This window comes from Sulfuricella sp. T08 (genome assembly GCF_000971475.1).
Classification (GTDB): Bacteria; Pseudomonadota; Gammaproteobacteria; order Burkholderiales; family Sulfuricellaceae; genus Sulfuricella.
The window spans coordinates 145,591-164,924 of the sequence record NZ_DF967585.1 but is presented as its reverse complement, the minus strand read 5'-3'; the positions used below and the strand labels follow the sequence as shown (position 1 = coordinate 164,924).

Annotated in this window: 16 protein-coding genes and 1 pseudogene; 13 read left to right on the top strand and 4 right to left on the bottom strand. The window is 57.5% G+C overall.

Annotated elements, in window-relative coordinates:
• The first annotated feature begins 150 nt into the window (after positions 1-150).
• The 6 genes from SCT_RS16045 (at position 151) to SCT_RS16010 (ending at position 4,321) form a co-directional block, all read left to right on the top strand.
• Entirely contained in the window at positions 151-1,278 is a 1,128-nt protein-coding gene (locus SCT_RS16045) for a ribonucleotide-diphosphate reductase subunit beta (RefSeq protein WP_059425009.1), read from the top strand.
• Positions 1,279-1,388: 110 nt separating this feature from the next.
• Positions 1,389-1,904 (top strand): hypothetical protein, encoded by a 516-nt coding sequence (locus SCT_RS16040; protein WP_059425007.1) that lies wholly within the window; start codon positions 1,389-1,391, stop codon positions 1,902-1,904.
• Positions 1,905-2,540: 636 nt separating this feature from the next.
• Entirely contained in the window at positions 2,541-2,822 is a 282-nt protein-coding gene (locus SCT_RS16030; RefSeq protein ID WP_059425001.1) for a hypothetical protein, read from the top strand.
• A 70-nt stretch (positions 2,823-2,892) separates the two neighbouring features.
• Positions 2,893-3,273, top strand: coding sequence for a hypothetical protein (locus SCT_RS16025; protein ID WP_059424999.1), 381 nt, complete (start codon positions 2,893-2,895; stop codon positions 3,271-3,273).
• A 44-nt stretch (positions 3,274-3,317) separates the two neighbouring features.
• Positions 3,318-3,683 (top strand): DUF6164 family protein, encoded by a 366-nt coding sequence (locus SCT_RS16020; RefSeq protein ID WP_059424997.1) that lies wholly within the window; start codon positions 3,318-3,320, stop codon positions 3,681-3,683.
• A 323-nt stretch (positions 3,684-4,006) separates the two neighbouring features.
• Positions 4,007-4,321 (top strand): hypothetical protein, encoded by a 315-nt coding sequence (locus SCT_RS16010; RefSeq protein ID WP_059424993.1) that lies wholly within the window; start codon positions 4,007-4,009, stop codon positions 4,319-4,321.
• A 49-nt stretch (positions 4,322-4,370) separates the two neighbouring features.
• Here the strand turns inward: SCT_RS16010 and SCT_RS16005 are convergent, their stop codons facing one another.
• Complete coding sequence (locus tag SCT_RS16005; protein ID WP_059424991.1) at positions 4,371-4,778, bottom strand: hypothetical protein; 408 nt, start codon at positions 4,776-4,778, stop codon at positions 4,371-4,373.
• Between the two features lie 210 nt (positions 4,779-4,988).
• On the opposite strand from SCT_RS16005, the gene SCT_RS16000 reads away from it, so the two are divergent.
• Positions 4,989-8,129, top strand: a complete 3,141-nt coding sequence (locus SCT_RS16000; protein WP_059424989.1) for a transglycosylase domain-containing protein — start codon at positions 4,989-4,991, stop codon at positions 8,127-8,129.
• A gap of 257 nt (positions 8,130-8,386) precedes the next feature.
• Positions 8,387-8,821 (top strand): hypothetical protein, encoded by a 435-nt coding sequence (locus SCT_RS15995; protein WP_059424987.1) that lies wholly within the window; start codon positions 8,387-8,389, stop codon positions 8,819-8,821.
• Positions 8,822-8,931: 110 nt separating this feature from the next.
• Here the strand turns inward: SCT_RS15995 and arcC are convergent, their stop codons facing one another.
• Entirely contained in the window at positions 8,932-9,843 is a 912-nt protein-coding gene (gene arcC / locus SCT_RS15990) for a carbamate kinase (RefSeq protein WP_059424985.1), read from the bottom strand.
• Between the two features lie 3 nt (positions 9,844-9,846).
• Positions 9,847-10,260, bottom strand: a complete 414-nt coding sequence (locus SCT_RS15985) for a hypothetical protein (protein ID WP_059424983.1) — start codon at positions 10,258-10,260, stop codon at positions 9,847-9,849.
• Between the two features lie 100 nt (positions 10,261-10,360).
• Here SCT_RS15985 and SCT_RS15980 point away from each other — a divergent pair, with 100 nt between their 5' ends.
• The 5 genes from SCT_RS15980 to SCT_RS15960 all read left to right on the top strand — a co-directional run bounded on the left by SCT_RS15980 (position 10,361) and on the right by SCT_RS15960 (position 18,452).
• Entirely contained in the window at positions 10,361-10,651 is a 291-nt protein-coding gene (locus SCT_RS15980; protein ID WP_237759719.1) for a hypothetical protein, read from the top strand.
• Positions 10,652-10,802: 151 nt separating this feature from the next.
• A complete protein-coding gene (locus SCT_RS15975; protein ID WP_059424980.1) occupies positions 10,803-12,812 on the top strand; it encodes a TonB-dependent siderophore receptor in 2,010 nt (669 codons plus the stop codon).
• Between the two features lie 216 nt (positions 12,813-13,028).
• Positions 13,029-15,068 carry a TonB-dependent siderophore receptor gene (locus SCT_RS15970; RefSeq protein WP_237759718.1) on the top strand — a complete coding sequence of 680 codons (2,040 nt, stop codon included), beginning with the start codon at positions 13,029-13,031 and terminating at the stop codon, positions 15,066-15,068.
• 7 nt (positions 15,069-15,075) lie between these two features.
• Positions 15,076-16,023: an ABC transporter substrate-binding protein gene (locus tag SCT_RS15965; protein WP_059424976.1), complete on the top strand. Its 948-nt coding sequence runs from the start codon at positions 15,076-15,078 to the stop codon at positions 16,021-16,023.
• Positions 16,020-18,452 carry an ATP-binding protein gene (locus SCT_RS15960; RefSeq protein ID WP_059424975.1) on the top strand — a complete coding sequence of 811 codons (2,433 nt, stop codon included), beginning with the start codon at positions 16,020-16,022 and terminating at the stop codon, positions 18,450-18,452. The genes SCT_RS15965 and SCT_RS15960 overlap by 4 nt, the downstream gene beginning before the upstream one ends.
• An 89-nt stretch (positions 18,453-18,541) precedes the next feature.
• Here the strand turns inward: SCT_RS15960 and SCT_RS15955 are convergent.
• Positions 18,542-19,334 (bottom strand): annotated as a pseudogene (locus tag SCT_RS15955) (sulfite reductase, dissimilatory-type subunit alpha); the annotation flags it as partial.

The following is a 19,334-nucleotide window of genomic DNA, read 5'->3' as shown; positions in this document are numbered from 1 at the left end:
AACAAACCCAATCTTCCTTAAAAATGTTGGTTTCGCCTAGAGGTGCCTACTTTTGGTGAAGTTTGGGTTTGTTGGGTTACGGCGCAAAAAACCGCGCCTAACCCAACCTACATGAACTGCGGTGAAGAAGTAATTTAAGGAGACAATAATATGCTAAGTTTCGAAGATACCACACCAACCAGAGCCGCCATGCCCATGCCACCAGTCACACCACAACCTGCCGAGCCCGTTTCCGCTGCCCTCACCGGTATCCACGACACCCGCCGCATCAAGGCCGAAGACAAGCGCATCATCAACGGCGACGCCGACGTTAACCAGCTGGTGCCGTTCAAGTACAACTGGGCCTGGCAGAAATACCTGGATGCCTGCGCCAACCACTGGATGCCGCAGGAAGTGAACATGAACCGCGACATCGCGCTATGGAAAGACCCCAACGGTCTGACCGAGGACGAGCGCCGCATCGTGATGCGCAACCTGGGTTTCTTCACCACGGCCGACAGCCTCGCCGCCAACAACATCGTGCTCGGCACCTACCGCCATATCACCGCGCCGGAATGCCGCCAGTACCTGCTGCGCCAGGCGTTCGAGGAGGCCATCCACACCCACGCCTACCAGTACATTGTCGAAAGCCTGGGGCTGGACGAGGGCGAAGTCTTCAACATGTACCACGAGATCCCGTCGATCCGCGACAAGGACGAATTCCTGATCCCGTTCATCGACATCCTGTGCAACCCGAACTTCAAGACTGGCACGCCGGAAGACGACCAGAAGCTGCTGCGCTCGATTATCGTTTTCGCCTGCATCATGGAAGGCATCTTCTTCTATGTCGGTTTCGTGCAGATCCTCGCGCTGGGCCGGATGAACAAGATGGTCGGTGCCGCCGAGCAGTACCAGTACATCCTGCGCGACGAGTCCATGCACCTGAATTTCGGCGTGGATCTGATCAACCAGATCAAGATGGAAAACCCGCACCTGTGGACGCCTGAATTCCGTGTCGAAATCGCCGGCCTGATCAAGAAGGCGGTGGAACTGGAGTACGCCTATGCCGAAGACACCATGCCGCGCGGCGTGCTCGGCATGAATGCCTCGATGTTCAAGGAATACCTGCGCTTCATCGCCAACCGTCGTTGCCAGCAGATCGGGATCGATCAGCTTTATCCGGGGGCGGAGAATCCCTTCCCGTGGATGAGCGAGATGATGGATTTGAAGAAGGAAAAGAACTTCTTTGAGACTCGGGTGACGGAGTATCAGAGTGGGGGAGCGTTGAGCTGGGATTAACCGGCTGACTAAAAAAGGCGCAGGGGACTGCGCCTTTTTTGTTATTGTAGTGGTGTCTATAAATCTAATTGGGCACCTAATGAATGCCTTCATTCACCGATGGAATGTAAATGTCTGAACCCGCTTGGTTAAGCTACGCCGGAGCAATCACCGGTACGATCGGAGCCATTACGGGCATTGCTGGAGCGACGATGGGCTACATCAGCTATCGCCGATCCGGACAGATGAAGGCCCTTGACCTGCGACTGGAGTTACGTAAAGCCGTAAACGAATTACGAACCGCTGTGCAGAACCTTCCGTCCCTCCTAGAGCGAGCCAAAAACTCTCACACTGCAGTTGCGTCGGCTATAGGCCACTTGGGATCAGGTGCGCTCCAGCAATGGCTTAGCGAATGTGAGGCAGATCTTTCTGCGGCTAAGACACTGGAAGCTGAAGTGCCTGATCCAAGCGCCAACTATGAGCACCTTGCGCACTCTGAGTTGGAAACTAAGCTGGTCGCAGTGCATAGCCTTCAGTCGAAAGCTACACGGCTGAGCGAGAAGTACCACGCCGCCCTTGCAGCGGATGACAAAGAGCGCGAGCAGATCAGGGCTGATGTACGGGTACGAACGCAGGCGAAACTCTAGGGGTGGCAATGAGGCCGGAGCCAATCAGTTAAAAGGGGTTGCTTCGGTTTTGTTTTGTGCGCTACGCGCAGTTTATTAGATGCCGGGGGCTGCCCGGCAGCAGGTTACTTTATTTTGCTTGCCCAAAATACAAGTAACCAAACAAAAGGGCACCCTGCCGCGCCGGCCCTTCGGGCTTCCCTCGGTTTTCCTGAAAATCCGGGCGGCTGCGGAACTCGCGCTGCGCGCTCAAACAGTCCTCGCCGACGGCCCCCGAATTTTCAGGAAAACCGAGGCGGCGCAGAAGGGGATTTGGGTTTTGTGGGCGGAGCCCGGTTTTTGGGTGTCCTCCCCGCTGGGGAGGGCTGGGTAGGGCGGTTTTGTTTTGTTGTTCTGTCCCCTTGGGCCGCCGCCGAGCAGCACAGCCGGGCCGGGGGATGTCGGCGAGGACTGTCTGAGCGCAAAGCGCGAGTTCCGCCGCCGCCCGGTTCGGCGAGCAGCGCAGGGAACCCCGAAGGGGCGGTGGATAGGGGCGGCTTTCTTTGGTTACTTTCTTTAGCCGTTTAAAGAAAGCAACTAGCCCGCCGGGCTACCCCCGGCACCTAAATAAACGGTGCGCATGGCGCACCCTACAAAACCTGAGTATGAGGGCCAACCATGAAGGTGATTTACAAAATTACCTACCCCAACGGGAAAATTTATGTCGGCAAAGATTTGACGGATAGCATCAACTATTTCGGTAGTGCCGACGACAAGCTAATTGAAAAGGATTTTACGAGGGAGCAAAGGCGAGATATCACCATCCGGAAGGAAATTCTTTGGGAGTCTGAAACAGCAACGGACAAGGAAGTAAGCCAGAAGGAGGTCGAGTACATCAATGCCTTTAAATCAAACGCCCCTGCTATTGGTTACAACCAGTGGCCAAAGTTTAAGGTGTAGTGGCCCCGGCGCCCAAATAAACGGTGCGCATGGCGCACCTACAAAACCAGAAAGCCAGAACCAAACAACCATGACCCCCCAACCCAAATCCCTCCTCGCTGTAATCGAATTCATCACCCACGGCCGCTTGCCCGATCTCTACAAACAGCTCGGTTTCGAAGTGACAACCGAGTGGCGGGTGCGCAAGGCGGTTTCGCTGGTGCGCAAGCTGAAGCCTGACGTGATCGTGGCGGATTTTTATTTCCAGTCGGATTTTCGTGATCGCCTGAGCAATCTCGAATCCCTGCTGGCGACGGCACAGCCGTTCAAGGATACCCGGATACTGGTCCTTTACGATCCTCAGGATACGCACGCGCTGGACAGGGTGCGCGAGCGCATGCGCATCGATGCGGTACTGCCGACACCTGTGTCAGACGAGGCGATCAAGGCCGTGCTGAACGAGTGGCGATGACCCGGCTTAGCTCCCAATAAAACCCGGACTGAGAAAGTACGAACATGCCCGTCAAATTGTTCTCCCTGCATAACGTGCCCGATGACGAGGCCGAAGAGGTCCGTGAATTATTGCGCAGCAACGAGATCGACTTCTACGAGACTCCCGCGGGAAACTGGGGCATATCGGTGCCTAGCATATGGCTGCACGATGAGAATGAACTGGAGAAGGCCAAAGTGCTCATCGACAATTACCAGCAAGAGCGGCTGAACCGGGTCAGGGAGGAATATGCGCAACTCGGACGGACGGGAAGACATCGCACGTTAGGCGATGTGATCAGGGAAAATCCGCTGCGCTTCGTTGTCTATTTGGCGGCCATTGCCGCCTTGCTCTATTTTTCCACCAAGCCCTTCCTGGATATCGGGAAATAGCGCAATGCGGCCCGCGTCCGGCGCATGCGACCCCCCGCCAGCCGGTGCATCAGGAATGATGTTGGTATGGTTCTGGGAGGTAAGCCGGAAGTCTATCTGGTGCGCTCGCTCGATTGGCGCGCTCAATCTGCATATGGCGACTTGTTGGTCTGAATATCTAAATAATAGAAGCACTTGCATTTCAGAATGATGTTGGTATTCTTCAGATTGCAGGTATTGTCAGATCGCTGGATCAGAGATTTGGTGCGGTTAAATAAATTCAGGTTGGTAGCGGAGAATAAGAAAACAGAAAACTGTTGTTTCACCTAAAGGAGAACTGGAACATGAAAGACATATCCGATTACCTGTGGCGCATGTTTATGGCAATTTTCCTTTGTCCTGTGGCCGCCTCGTTCTGGCTGGCGTTTGGAAGTTTCGGGTTCGACCTGGGCAGGTTTATGCTGTTTATCGGTGCGCAGGGGCAGCACTATGTGGCGCTGGATGGTGACGGCCAGATTGCTTTCCTAGTCCAGGCACTCTTCGGTTGGGCCGCGCTGGCCTTCGTGTTCATGCTGATCTCTTTCGTGGTGAATCCGCCCCGCTTCAGTTATGCCCTCAACAAGAAAAGCGGAAAGGCAGATGTTTCTGTAGTGCAATAAGCCTATCCAGGGTGCGCTCTGCGCACCCTGTCCATTTCTCCCTGTTGCTTTACTGTTGACGCTTCTGTCGCTCCCGCTTGAATTGCTGTGATTGCTGTTCCTGCTCGCGCTGGAATTGCCGGGTTTGAATTTCGAGTTGTAATTGTTGCAGGTCCGGCGACTCGGGTTTGACGGTTTGCAGTCCTTGTTCGAACTGCTGGGCTTGCCGCTGATGCAGTTCTTGCTGGCGTTGGCGCTGCTCCAGGTGGAGAGATTCCATCTGCCGTTGTTGCTCCGGTGTGAGCCTGGTGTTCAAGCTATCCGAGAACTGCTGTTGCTTGAGCTGGAATTCCTGTTGCCGCTGCTGGCGTTCGAGTAAATGACGCTGGATTTCCGTTTGAGTATCCTGGCACCATGCGGCTGCCGGCCAGCCGATAAATAATGTTCCAACAAGAAACCACAGGTGAGAGATGTTCATGATTTCGCGCCACGCCCGCTAGCAGGACAATTGGAATATTCGATAGAATCTGAGACATCGGCAGTGGGTCGAGCGTTCCGTTTGGCAAGGAACAACCAGACCGATAAAGCGCCCACTGAGCGGGACGGTTCATTGCCCGGCTTTTCTCGTGACGGGTGCAATTTGGGGTACAATTTGCAGTCGGATTATGTCCTTATTCAATAGATAAACGTGGAACAAAACCATCTCGGTAGATCCGGCATCATCAAACGCACGCTCAGGCGAATTTTCTTCGCATTCCTGATCCTCGCCATTCTCGTCCTCGTCATACTGGGTATCCTTTTTTTCAGGGAAGCCGAATCTTCGGCATTCCAGGCGGATTACCTGTCGCGGCTTGCCAAGGACCTACGCTGGACAATGAAGAGCGGGCCTAATCCGGGCCTGTCCATCCCCCAGGCCGGACCTTACGACGAGCGTCTGGGCTACAGCCGGTTGTCGACCATGACCCCGCGCCTTGCTGGCCAGGGTTTCCAGGTGAGCTCCCAGGCACGGCTATCACCGCGCATGCAGGAGTTGATCGACCGAGGTTTGTTCGCCCCCTACCGGGAGAAGTCACAGGCCGGTCTGCTCGTGACGGATTCCAGTGGCCAGCCATTTTTCAAGGCGGTTTCCCCGGTGCGCGTCTACAAGAATTTCGAGGCGGTTCCTCCGGTCGTTGTGAATAGCCTGCTCTTCATCGAGAACCGCGATCTGCTGGACCCCAGCCATGCCATGAAGAATCCGGCCGTGGAGTGGTTCAGGCTCGGGAAGGCCGTGCAGGATAAGGTGATCCAGCTATTCCGCCCGGAGCATGACGTGCCCGGAGGCAGCACGCTGGCCACGCAAATCGAGAAGTACCGACACTCCCCCAATGGCCTGACCCTCTCCGCCGGCGACAAGCTGCAGCAGATCGCATCCGCTTCGGTGCGCGCTTATCTGGACGGGGAGAACACGCTGCCTGCGCGTCGGCGTATCGTGGTGAACTACCTCAATACGGTTCCACTCGCCGCGGTTGCCGGATTCGGGGAAGTGAACGGCATCGGTGACGGGCTGTGGGCCTGGTATGGGTGGAACTTCAATTACGTCAATCGTACGTTGCAGTCCTTGCCGTCGAACGAAGCTGACATCGGCGAGTTCGCAAAGGTATACAAGCACGTGTTGAGCCTCATGATCGCCCAGCGCCGGCCATCGGCTTACCTGGCGAAAGAGCGCAAGGGCCTGGAGGAGCTGACGAACAGCCATCTGAGGGTACTGGCGCAAGCCGGCGTGATTTCCCCAACTGTCAGGGACGCCGCCCTGAAGGTGCATCTCCAGTTTCTTTCTGCTGCAGTTCCGGAAGAAACCGGGGATTTTCTGCCACGCAAGGCGGCCAGCGCCGTGCGTGTACACCTGGCTTCCCTCCTGGGGTTGCCCCGCCTATATGAGCTGGACCGCATGGACCTCTCCGTGCAAAGTACACTCGACGGGGACCGGCAGAAGAAGATCACGGATATCTTGCGCGATCTCAGGAAACCGGAGTCGGCGCGCGCCGCCGGACTCTACGGCGGCCATATGCTGGGCGAAGCCGACCCGGGCAAGATCATATACAGTTTTACGCTTCACGAACTGACGCCCCAGGGCGCAAAGCTGAGGATACTGGCCGACAACTTCGACCAGCCGTTTGATATCAACCAGGGCACCAAGCTCGACCTGGGTTCCACCGCCAAGTTGAGAACGCTGGTGACCTACCTGGAAATCATCGAAAAACTGCATGGACTATATGCGTCTTTGCCACCGGAAGAACTGCGGCAAGTCAAGGTGGAGCCCGGTGACAACATTACCCGCTGGGCAATCGACCATCTGCTGCAAAGCGAGGACAAAAGCCTCGCGGCCATGCTGGACGCCGCCATGGAGCGCAAGTATTCGGCCAGCCCGCACGAGCAGTTCTTTACCGGCGGCGGCGTGCATGTCTTCCACAACTTCAAGCACGAGGACGACAGCAGGGTCATCAGCGTGCGCGAAGCCACCCGCTTTTCCGTCAACCTGGTTTATATCCGCCTGATGCGGGATATCGTGCGCTACACCATGTTCCAGACTCCGGGAGCGAATATCCTCAAGGACATGGACGACCCGCAGCGTCAGGAATACCTGAAGCGTTTTGCGGACAAGGAAAGCAAGGAGTTCCTTATCCGCTTCTACCATAAATACAAAGGCAAGTCGGCAGCCGAGATCGAGGATATTTTCTTTTCCGGCATTCGGCCCACTCCGCGGCGGCTCGCGGCGGCTTACCGTTATCTTTATCCGCTGGCTACCCTGGAGCAGTTCGCCAAATCCATGGAATCTCGCCTGCCCGGATTCAAAGGTTCTGACGGGCGTACCCTCCGCGCCATGTATGAGAGCTACGGCCCGGGAAAATACTCGCTGGCTGACCAGGGCTACCTTGCGCACGTCCATCCGCTGGAGTTGTGGCTAGTGCGCTACCTGAGCACTCATCCGGTTGCACAGTACAAGGAGATGATAGAGGCCAGTGCTGCCGAACGCATTGACGTCTATGACTGGCTGCTCAGGACCGTGCACAGGAACGCACAGGATATCCGCATCCGCAGCCTGATCGAAGTGGAGGCCTTCCTGGAAATTCATCGTCGCTGGAAGCGGCTCGGCTATCCGTTCGACTCACTGGTTCCATCGCTGGCCACGGCCATCGGCAGTTCCGGGGATCGCCCCGCTGCACTTGCCGAACTCATGGGCATCATACTCAACGATGGGGTCCGGGCTCCCTCAGTGATGATTGAAGGCATGCGCTTCGGTGCAGATACTCCTTATGAAACCATCGTCGAGCGCACACCCGTTAAAAGCGAGCGTCTGTTTACGCCTGAGCTGGCAGCTACGGTGCGCAGCGTGCTGATAGATGTAGTGGAGGGGGGTACGGCCGTGCGCCTTGCCCACGCCATCGTGAGAGAAGACGGCACGCTGATCCCGATCGGCGGCAAGACCGGCACTGGCGATCATCGCTATGTCACCTTCTCGTCGGCGGGTGCGATCAAGGAATCCCGCGCAGTGAACCGCTCCGCCACGTTTGTTTTCTTCATCGGGGACCGCTTCTTCGGCACGCTAACTGCCTTCGTGCCCGGTGCAGATGCAGCAAAGTATGAGTTCACTTCATCACTTTCTGCGCAAGTCCTGAAACACTTGCTGCCCACGCTGAAGCCGCTCATCGAAACGGCCAAGCCCCTTCCCGAGCAAGTACGGATGGCGGCCGCGAAGAAAGGCAAGGCGAAGAAGCCGGCGCCCGGACCGGAGCAAAACGGCGAAGGGGCAGTCGATTCCACGCAGGCGGAGCCTGAGACGGAATAGCCGTCCTGCTTAAATCGCCGGGCGCGGATAAACTGCGTTTGCTTTAAAGGCGTGTGATCGGGGCAGAGGCGGCCACCCACTGTGGGATCTCGGTGCATCGGGGCGACCTGTAGCGCTGCGGGTCCGGCCTCAACTTGAACATCAGCGCTGCTTACTCTATACAGAAAAACTCGGAAGTTTTGTGCCGCACGTGAAGTGCTGCCTTTGCGGGGCTATCATCGAGTCAATGCAGGGCCGACCAGCGAAAGGAATCCATGATGAAAAGTCTGTTGTTGCCGGTGTTGTTGGGCTTGGCATTAAGCGTGCCCGCAGCCGAAAAAAAGGAAGACGTACCACCCAAGGCGGGCTCCGCAGATGTACGGAAAGAAGCCGGAGAGGCCGTCGACGCCACGAAAGCCAAAGCCAGGCAGGAGCGCGACGAGTTCGTCGGCAAGGCGCAGAAGGAACTGGCTGAACTGAACAAGAAAATGGCGGAACTCAAAAAGAAGGCGAAGAAGCTTAGCGGGGAAGGGAAGGCCAAGCTTGACCGGCAAATCCAGGACCTGGAGCCGGAACTGAAGGCGGCGGAGCAAAAGCTTGCCGACCTGAAGTCCGCCACTGGCGAAAAATGGGAGGAATTGAAGGCCGGAGTTTCCGGCGCCATCGGCCGCCTGAAGCAGTCCATGCAAAAAACCAGGGAAGGCGACCATTGATCCTGCAAGTCTGGGCACGAGCTATCGCGGCACCCCGCGAACTGATTCAACGCCAATAGTGCTCTGGCTGACCACGCCGTGGATGAGGGTGAACGCTGTCTCTGTGCAGCCTATGCTGCATCCATTACGATCACCGTGCCGGCCTTGCCGTCCAAGATCACAAGGGCGTCACTGAGCTGTCCGATGCCGGCCATGCCGCCGGTCTGCTCGACAAATTCGCAGGCGGCCCGGACCTTCGGCCCCATCGAACCCGGTGCAAAATCGAGTTCGCGCAGAGCCTGCGGGGTGATGCGGCGGATGGCGCGGGCGTGCGGGGTTCCCCAGTCCCGGTAAACCGCGTCGACGTCGGTCAGCAACATGAGGGTGTCGGCTTTCAGTTCGCGGGCCAGGAGCGCGCTTGCCAGGTCCTTGTCGATCACGGCTTCGACGCCGATCAGGCTGCCGTCTTCGCGGCTCACGACGGGAATGCCGCCGCCCCCGGCACAGATGACGACCACCCCCTGGCTCACCAAGAGTTCGATCACGCTCAGTTCGAAGATCCGCTGCGGACGGGGCGAGGGAACGACCCGGCGGAAGTGTGCGCCGTCGCGCGCAATGCTCCAGCCCCGCTCCTGCGCAACCTTCTGCGCTTCGATTTCCGAGTAGACCGGACCGATGGGCTTGTCGGGATGGCCAAAGGCGGGGTCATTCGGGTCGACCTCGATCTGGGTCAGCAGGGTGGCGCAGCGGCGATCCGGCAGCAGGTTGCCCAGTTCCTGCTCGATCAGGTAGCCGATCATGCCCTCGGTTTCCGCGTCGAGGATATCCAGCGGATAGGGTTCATCCGGTCTGCAGGCGGCGCCCTGCAATGCCAGCAGGCCGACCTGCGGGCCGTTGCCGTGGGAAATCACCAGGTCGTGCCGGCAGGCGATGGGCGCCAGGGCTGCGGCCGCGATCCTCACGTTACGGCGCTGGTTGGCGGCGGTCGGGGGTTCGCCCCGGCGCAGCAAGGCATTTCCGCCCAGGGCGATCACGATACGCATGGCTTATTCCTGAATGGGCATTCCCAGCCTGTCGTTGAGCCGGAGCCAGCCCCGCACGATGCGGTACAGCACCCACAGGCCGGCGATGACAAAGATCGCCGCTGCGAAGGGAATGCCGAACAGGGTGAAAATCAGCAGCCAGGCGATGATCACCCACAGCAGTGCAAACCAGAAAGTGCGTATCTGCCAGCGGAAGTGGGATTCGAGATAAGTGCCGCGCGCCTCGTCCCGTTTGAGGTAGTTGAGAATTACCGCGAGGATCGACGGCCAGCCGGTGAGGAACGCGGTCAGGATGAATGCCGAGCTGATGATGCCGGTGACCACCGTGAATGCGTGCAGGGCGTAAATCACATGGGTGAGGGTCACGAGCGAGTCTGCAGGCCGTGGGTTGCCGGATGCCGTATCGATGTCTGTCATGATTCCTCAGCGCTATATTGGGGTGTACGAACTTTCCTAAGTATACAGTCACGCCAGCTGTGCGGCGGGAAGCGCGACCGGGAATGCATAACCTAGTAAAATGAATATTCCTGATTTGCTACGGGCGGAACAGCCCTTGGGCCCAACGACCATGAAATCCTCCCTGATCGACCCCGATACCGACCTTGCCCACGAATGCTACGCGCTGGTTTATGCGCCGACTCCCAATCGCAAGCGTTTCCCGGAAAACTGCGTGGAGGTGAAAGCTTCCGAGGAGGAGGCGCGAACCGGCGCCGATCCTGCCAAGCGGCTCGTGCCCGCCGTGGTGTTCGGCCCCTCGCGTTCGTCCGAGGGTTTTCGGCTGTTCTACCTGGTGCGCTGGCTCGATTAGCAGGCTCAAGATCCATATTTGCGACTTTTTGGCCCAAATATCGATAAGGAAAAACCCTAGGCGAATGCGAGGGTTTTCTGGTAATTTGTCTGTAATTTCAAAAAAATAGCTGGTTTATTTAACTATAAAAACTGTGGCCTGGGAGGGTTACGTGCGCAATTCCCTTTTTATTTTTCGCTTCAGCTCCGGGTGCGGCTTGCTGGGGGGCACTCTGTTGCTCTCTGTCGGCATGGTATCGGCAGGTGAAAACAGCGCATTTTCTGAAAGCGCCTATCTGGACGAAATGCCTGTCGTACTCAGCGTCTCGCGCCTTTCTCAGCGGGTGGATGAAGCGCCCGCGGCAGTGACGGTGATCGACCGGCAGATGATCAAGGAATCCGGCGTCTGGGATCTGGCGGAAGTGTTCCGCCTTGTGCCGGGCATGGTGGTGTCCTACCATTCTGCGCGCGGCTACAGTATGGACAACACCGTGAGCTACCATGGGCTGTCCGATCCCTACGCGCGCTCGATGCAGGTTCTGGTGGATGGACGTTCGGTGTATTCCCCCCTGTTCGGCGGGGTGTTGTGGGGCGACATTCCAGTTGCCCTCGACGATATCGAGCGAATCGAGGTAATTCGCGGCCCGAATGCCGCCAGTTATGGCGCCAATTCCTTCATGGGGGTGATCAACATCATTACTCTCCATCCTTCGGAAACTCAGGGCAAGTTCGTTTCTCTCACCACCGGCCGCAACCGAGAGGAAGGCGTGGCGCGCTACGGCGGACGCAATGATGCAGGCGACCTGACCTATCGCATCACGGCGGGCGTGCGCAACGACAAGGGAGAAGATCCCATCATCGTGAATGCCCTGTCCACGCAGGGTGGGTGGGACAAGAACAAGTTCGACGACAGGAAAGTTCAGCAATTTACCCTGCGTGGCGATTATCGGGTCAATGCAACGGACGAACTGGAATTTCAGTTTGGCTATAACGGTGGTGACCGGCAGGAAGGGGATGCTGGGACGACGCACCCATTCTGGAAACGCGCTGACAATCATTTCGAACAGTTGCGCTGGCAGCGCGCCCTGGAGGATGGCGGGGAGCTATCGGTGCAGTACTATCATGGTTATGAGAGCAGCTATGGGACCGATATCAATGGTGCGACCAGCTACAACATGGATGTTATTGCGCAGCGTCATGATCTGGAAGTGCAGCACACCTTCTCGCCCAGCAGGAGCACTCGCGTGGTGTGGGGCGGCAGTATGCGCTATGACAACGTTTATGCGCCGTACTATTTGAGAAATAGCATTACCAAGGTGCCCGATGCCCATGCGATTCCGTTTCACCTGGGCCGTCTGTTCGGCAACCTGGAGTGGCGCGCGCACCCCGATCTGGTGTTCAATCTGGGGGCGATGCTGGAGGAAAACAGCTTTACCGGAACGGATATCACTCCGCGTGTCGCGGCAAACTGGCATTTCCTGCCCGGGCATACCCTGCGTGTCAGCAATTCCAAAGCCACGCGGACCCCGACCAATTATGAGAAAGTCCTCGCCGATCCCTACTTGGCTCTTGGGGTGGTCAAACAAAAATTGCGACCGGAGCGGGTGGATTCCACCGAAATCGGCTATCTGGGCAAATTTTCCGATTTGAACGTGGATTTCAGGATTTTCAGGGATGAATTCAGCGATCTGATCGTCGAAAATGGAACGTCGGTAGGTCTGGGTAACCTCAATCCCGGCAATGCTGCGGTAAAGGGCTTCGAGACCCAGTTGCAATGGAATGTCGGGCCTCGCACCAGGTTGGTTTATGGCTTTTCTCACAGTCTGGTTTCCAGTCTTAACCAGGCCAAGATAACCTACACTGATGCGGTGCCCACCAGCATCCAGAGTATGATGCTCACCCACCGCTTCGACCATCGCTGGAGCACGAGCCTGATGGGGTACAAGACGGGGGCGGTACATTTTCCAGAGACAGATACTGGCCCACAGGAAAACCCATTATATTATGTCAACTCATATCGCCGCTGGGATGCCCGCCTGGCTTATGCCTTCCAGGCCGGAACGACCAGGGGCGAACTAGCCCTGGTGGTACAAAACCTCGCCGATAACCATTACTTCGAATTTCGCCACGACAACGAACCTCCGGGTCGCACAGCATGGCTTAATCTGAAGCTTGATCTCTGATTGTGATGGATAGGGCCATAGTATGAGGGAATCCCCTATACGAATTGGGGAGGGTTTCTGGTAATTTACTGTTTATTCCAAAATCAGCGGGCTTGCCCAAATCAAGAGCCGTGACCAGCTATCTGTGCGCAAAGCGTATCAACCCACTTCAGGCAAGAGGCCGACCTGAGCAAATCTTTTTCCATTTTAATATCCGGACTGCTGGGAAGCGCCCAGTTGCTCTCTGCCGGCATGGCATCGGCAGGTGAAAACGGTACATTTTCAGAAAGTGTCTATCTGGACGAAATGCCTGTCGTGCTCAGTGTCTCGCGTCTTTCCCAGCCGGTGGACGAAGCGCCTGCGGCAGTGACGATAATCGACCGGAAGATGATCAGGGATTCCGGCGCTTGGGATCTGGCCGAGATATTTCGGCTGGTGCCGGGCATGTATGTCGCTTACCACGCCAGCAACGTGTATACCACCAACAGCACGGTCAGCTACCATGGCTTGAGCGACGCCTATGCCCATCGCATGCAGGTGCTGGTGGACGGACGCTCGGTCTATTCGCCGCTGTTCGGCGGGGTGCTGTGGGACGACATTCCGCTGGCGCTGGATGACATCGAGCGCATTGAGGTGATCCGTGGGCCGAATTCGGCCAGCTACGGTGCCAATTCTTTTCTTGGGGTGATCAATATCACCACCCGCCACTCCGCCGAAACCCAGGGGAAATTCCTCTCGCTCAGCACCGGGCGCGGCCGTGGAGAAGCGGTGGCACGCTACGGCGGCGGTGACGGCGATTTCACCTGGCGCATGACAGCGGGGCTGCGCAACGATGCGGGAGAGGAGGCGAGAATATTCGACCCGATCAAAAACGATACGAAGCATGAGGCCAACAAACAGGATGACAAACGTATCCGCCAGCTGACCTTGCGTGCCGATTACCACCTGGATGTCCGCGACGAACTGGAGCTGCAATTCGGCTACAACGGCGGGATGCGCGAGGAGGGATTCGGCACGGACAGCTTCTATACGCGTCAGAAGCAGGTGGCCAACAATTTTCAGCTGGTGCACTGGCGCCGGCATCTGGATGCCGGTGGCGAAGTCGGCGTCCAGTTCTATCATGGCTACGAGGAATCCAGGGATACCCTCTATGCCATGCCACCCTACACCGGGCTTAGCTTCAATGCCGGTGTGGAAGCTCATCGCTACGATCTCGAAGTTCAGCACATCTTCTCGCCCAGTGAAGCCACGCGCCTGGTATGGGGTGGCAGTGTGCGCCTCGACCGAACCTATTGGCCACTGTATCTGAACAGGCAGAATAGTTTTGATTTCCATCTTGCACGTCTGTTCGGTAACCTGGAGTGGCGCGTCAAGCCCGAGGTGGTGGTGAATATGGGTGCAATGGCCGAGAATAATGATTTTACCGGTACTGACGTCACGCCGCGGGTGGCGGTGAACTGGCATTTCTCCCCGGGCCATACGCTGCGCGCCAGCCATTCACGTGCCACACGTACCCCAACCCTGTACGAGCAAGAGGCGGACAACCGCTATCGTGTTCCGCTGCCGGCTCCGTATGACTGGATCGTCCGCTACGCAGTCGGCGGGCTGAAACCGGAGCGTATCAAGTCGACGGAAATCGGCTATGTCGGCAAGTTTTCCCGGCTCGATGCCGATTTCCGCCTGTTTCACGACGAGCTGAGCGACCTGATCTCACCCCATAATTACAATCCATGCAATCCCACGGGTACGCTGCCTATGCCGGGCGGCTTTGTGCTGCCGCCCAATGTGCCAGTCGGGCTGACTGCGCCTGGGGTGGCCTGCTATGGGGTGGATTCGCTGGGCAGTTTCAACAATGGCAGTGCCGTCATCAAAGGTTTCGAAATGCAGCTCCAGTGGCGGCCGGGAGAGCGTACGCGGCTGATCTACGGCCTTTCCCACGCTATTGTTTCCAGCCCCAATGAAAACGAACAGCCCTATACCAATTCAGTGCCCACCAACAGCCACAGCCTGATGCTTGCACACAGCTTCGATGCACATTGGAGCGGCAGTCTGACCGGCTACCATGTGGGCGAGGTGAGGGCGCTGGGTGGTGTGCAAAAAGTCGATGCCTACGAACGCTGGGACGGCCGTCTGGCGTATCGTTTCAGATCGGGGAACGGAAACGGCGAACTGGCACTGGTGGTGCAGAACCTTTTCGATGCGCGCTATTTCGAATATGAAGCTGTGAACCAGCCGCCGGGCCGCACTGCCTGGCTTAATCTGAAGCTGGACATCTGAGACCCTGATGCACTACTGGCGCTTTCTTTCCGCTCTATGCCTCACTCTGGCCATGTTCTGCCTGCCGCTCACGGCAGCAGCGCTGGATGGGGTAACTGTGGTGCTCAGCGAGGAAGGCGGCGCCTACGCCCAGGTGGTGGACAAGCTGCGCGCGGTCCTTTCCCAGAATGGCGGCACGGCCAGGCTGCCGGTCAAAGTGATAGCGTTGAAGGAAGGGGACTCCCTCCGCGCCGATCCCGGACAGTTGCTGGTGGCGGTCGGTACTGGAGCAATGGAGGAGCTGGCGCAAAAAAATCTTCCTCAACCCGTGCTCAGCGTGCTGGTGCCGCGTGCGGCGTTCGAGAAAACTGCCCGGCAGAACGGGCGTTATGGCGATCCACGTAATTTTTCCGCGATCTACCTTGACCAGCCGTGGGCACGCCAGTTTGCCCTGATTCGCCACGCTCTTCCCGGGCGGACGAAAGTCGGTATCCTGCTGGCCCCCAATTCCACCGAACTTGCTACGGCGCTGAGTGCGGCGGCCAAGGCGGCCGGCTTGGTGGCGATTGTCGGGATGGTGGAGGGCGAAGCCGACCTGTTGCCGGAATTGAAGCGGCTACTGGGTGAAAGCGATGTGATTCTGGCGGTTCCCGATCCGCTGATCTACAACCGCAATACTGTCCAGAGCATTCTTCTTACTACCTACCGCCATCAAGTGCCGTTGCTCGGGTTTTCGCCTTCCTATGTCAAGGCGGGCGCGATTGCGGCGGTGTTCAGCGTGCCGGAGCAAATCGGCCAGCAGGCAGCGGAAATGATCCAGCGCCTGGCGGCAGACCGGCGTTTGCCGCTGCCCCAGCCACCTCGCTATTTCTCGGTCGGCATCAATGCTCAGGTTGCCCGCTCGCTCGGCATTAGCCTCGACGATGAAGCCAGCCTGAACAACAAACTGAAGCGCGCTTCAGAGGGCGAGCTATGAAACACTGGAGCATCAAATACAGAATTCTGTTCCTGGCGATGCTCCCGGTGGTCGTTGTTGCCACTCTGTTGAGCATACTGGTCATGATCAGTGGCATTACGGAAATGGATGGCGCCCTGAAATCGCGCGGCATGTTGATCGCCCGTCAGCTTGCGCCGGCCAGCGAATATGGCGCGTTTTCCGGCAACCGCGAAATTCTTCAGGCGCTCACTCAGGCGGTGATGAAGGAAGAAGACGTCAATGCGATCATCATTACCGATGACCGTGACAAGATCCTCGCAGTGAGCGGTCGACCCAGCCAATTCGATTATAAAGTGGCCAAGCTTGCTGGTGTCGGCCAGCTAGATTCGACCGGAAAGGATTCCCTGATTTTTGCAGCGCCGATTTACCAGAGTGAAAATGACATTGACGAATATGGTCTGTTTGACCGTGCGGAACGTAATAACGGCAAGAAAAAGAAAATGCTCGGGCGGGTTTACGTGGAGCTGTCCACGGCCGCCACTCAGCAGCGTAAAAGCCGTTTCATCATGATCAGTCTGGCCATCGGCTTATTCGGATTTTTCGGGGCTTTGCTGCTGGCGCTGCGCATGAGCCGCGATTTCACCCATCCATTGTCGCGCCTGCTCGATGCGGTCGTGCGCATGACCCGTGGCAATCTCGATACTCGTGTTGCGGTGGACTCCGGCGGCGAGCTGGCGGAACTGGAGCATGGTTTCAACGCTATGGCGGGAGAATTGCAATCGGCTTACACCAACATGCAGGAGCGCATCGAGGCGAGGACGAAAGATCTGGCAAGGCTCAAGGAAGAGGCCGAGCAAGCAAAAGGCAGCGCGGAATTGGCCAATCAGGCAAAAAGCCAGTTCCTCGCCCACGTCAGCCATGAAATCCGCACGCCCTTGAATGGCCTGATCGGATTCCTCGGTTTGATGGGTAAAACCCACATCGATAATGTCCAGCAGGATTACCTCAAGATTTGCGAAACTTCCTCCCAGACCTTGCTGGCGATTATCAACGACATCCTGGACTTGTCCAAGATCGAAGCGGGCAAACTGTCGGTTGAATGTCTGGCATTCGATCTGGGCTACTTGATCGAGCAATGCATCCTCTTCTATACGCCCAGTGCACAGAGCAAGGGATTGCGCCTGATCCTGGAGATCGACCGGGGTTTGCCCGCCAGCCTGATGGGCGATCCATCCCGTATTCGTCAGATCCTGGCCAATCTTCTCGGTAATGCCATCAAGTTTACCCACTCCGGCGCAATCACTGTCACAGTGAAGTATCTGGATGGAAGCGACGGCACCGGCCAGATCGAAATCTGTGTGGCAGACACGGGTATCGGCATGACTGACGAGCAACTGGGGCAGCTATTTCAGTCATTCAGCCAGGGGGATGCCTCGATCACCCGCCGCTACGGTGGCACCGGGCTGGGCCTGGCAATTACCCGGCGTCTGGTTGAATTGATGAATGGCGCCATCGCGGTTGAGAGCGCGGCAGGCAAAGGATCCCGATTCACGATTTCGCTTTGCCTCAAGGAAGCGGGTGGGGAGACGGCTTTACTACTTCCGCGACCGCTTGAGAGCCTGGAGCGGGAAAATTCCACGGTTCAGGAGGAAAAGCCGGCGCCGGCTGCGCTGCCGGTGCAGCTACGGATACTGGTGGTGGACGATAACGAAATCAACCGCAAATTGAACACGATTTTGTTGCATCAGTGGGGTATTGCCGTGGACGAGGCGGCGGATGGCGTCGCTGCCGTGGAGGCTTGCGGCGGGCAGCAGTACGACCTGATCCTGATGGATGTGCATATGCCGGCGATGGATGGCATCGAGGCGACGAGGCGCATCCGGATGTTGCAGGAGGGAAGTAAGCTGACTCCCGTCGTTGCGCTAACCGCGAATGCACTGAGCGGGGACAGGGAACGCTACCTGGCTGCCGGGATGGATGACTATCTGGAAAAACCCCTGACCGAGGAGGCTTTGCGCAAGACCATCGAGAAATGGTGTCCGCTCGCGCAAGTTACTGCCCAAGGTGCCGGAAAAAAAGAGGAGTGGAATGTGGAGGAGAGTTTTCCCGATTCGCCTCACTCTGATCTGCCGATCATCGATGCCGGTCTGGGTATGGAGCGGGCGGGTGGCTGCCGACAGAGCTGGCTGACTTCATTGAGGATGCAGCTTGCTGAATTGCCTTCCTGCCTGGATGCTTTTCAGGCAGCCTATTTGGTTGCCGATCTTGAAAAAGTGGAGGCGCTGGCTCACAGGTTGCGTGGTGGCACGCTCTACTGTGGCATTTCCGCACTTGAAATTGCCGCTCTGCGCCTGGAAGTGGCGTGCCGTAATCGCGCCCCGGACATTGCCGACAAGCTCATTCTCCTCCAGCAGGAGGCGGAAAGCCTGATGACTCTGGAATCAAGCGGAGCCATTCCGGAAGCATAAGAAAACTCGCGAAGCGTTAGGGCAATGAAAAACCCGCATGCCTTCCGGCATGCGGGTTACGAGTAGTGCTTGCTCTCAGTCTTGCTGCGTCAGGCTGCGCTTGCCTTGCGCTGGTTGGCCTTCTCGACTTCCTCGTCCCAGCCATCAGTACGGACATAAGGATTGGCGCGCGGCTCAAGAATCATGTTCGCGTCGATATCGCGACCGATGCCTTCCAGGAAGTTAACCAGGCCGATACGGTCGATCATTTCGCCGGTGCGCTCGTGCTCCAGGGCGTTTTCGGCGAAGAAGTCGATGGTGTTCTGAGCGAGTTCGACCAACTGCTCGAAGTCCTCATCGGATTCCAGCTTCATGAACGGCACGATTACGGTCCCCATGGTGGTACCGATCTTCAGCACGCTCTTGCCGCCCATCAAGACGGTCACGCCCTTGTCCTTGCCCGGAGCCAGGGCACCGGTCATGACGTTGATGCAGTGCATGCAGCGTACGCAGCTGTGGTTTTCGATCTGCATCGACTGGGTGTCGTTGATCGCGACGCTGGAGATGCCTTCGGCCGTGGAGATGTCCTTGGTGTTCTTCAGGGACAGCGCCTTGGTCGGGCAGCGGCTGATCACGTCGTTGACCAGTTCGTCCATGCCGTGCTTGGCGAACCACTTCTTGCCCAGTACGTCGTCGGTCTGGATGCTGTCGCGCCAGGTGCCGATGGTGGCCATGTCGGAACGCTGAATCGAGTTGACGCAGTCGTTCGGGCAGCCGGAGAACTTGAACTTGAACTTGTATGGCAGGGCCGGGCGGTGCATGTCGTCGAGGAAGTTATTGACCACGGTGCGCAGCGCCTTGGCTTCGTCAAAGCAGGACTGTTCGCAGCGGGCTGCACCGACA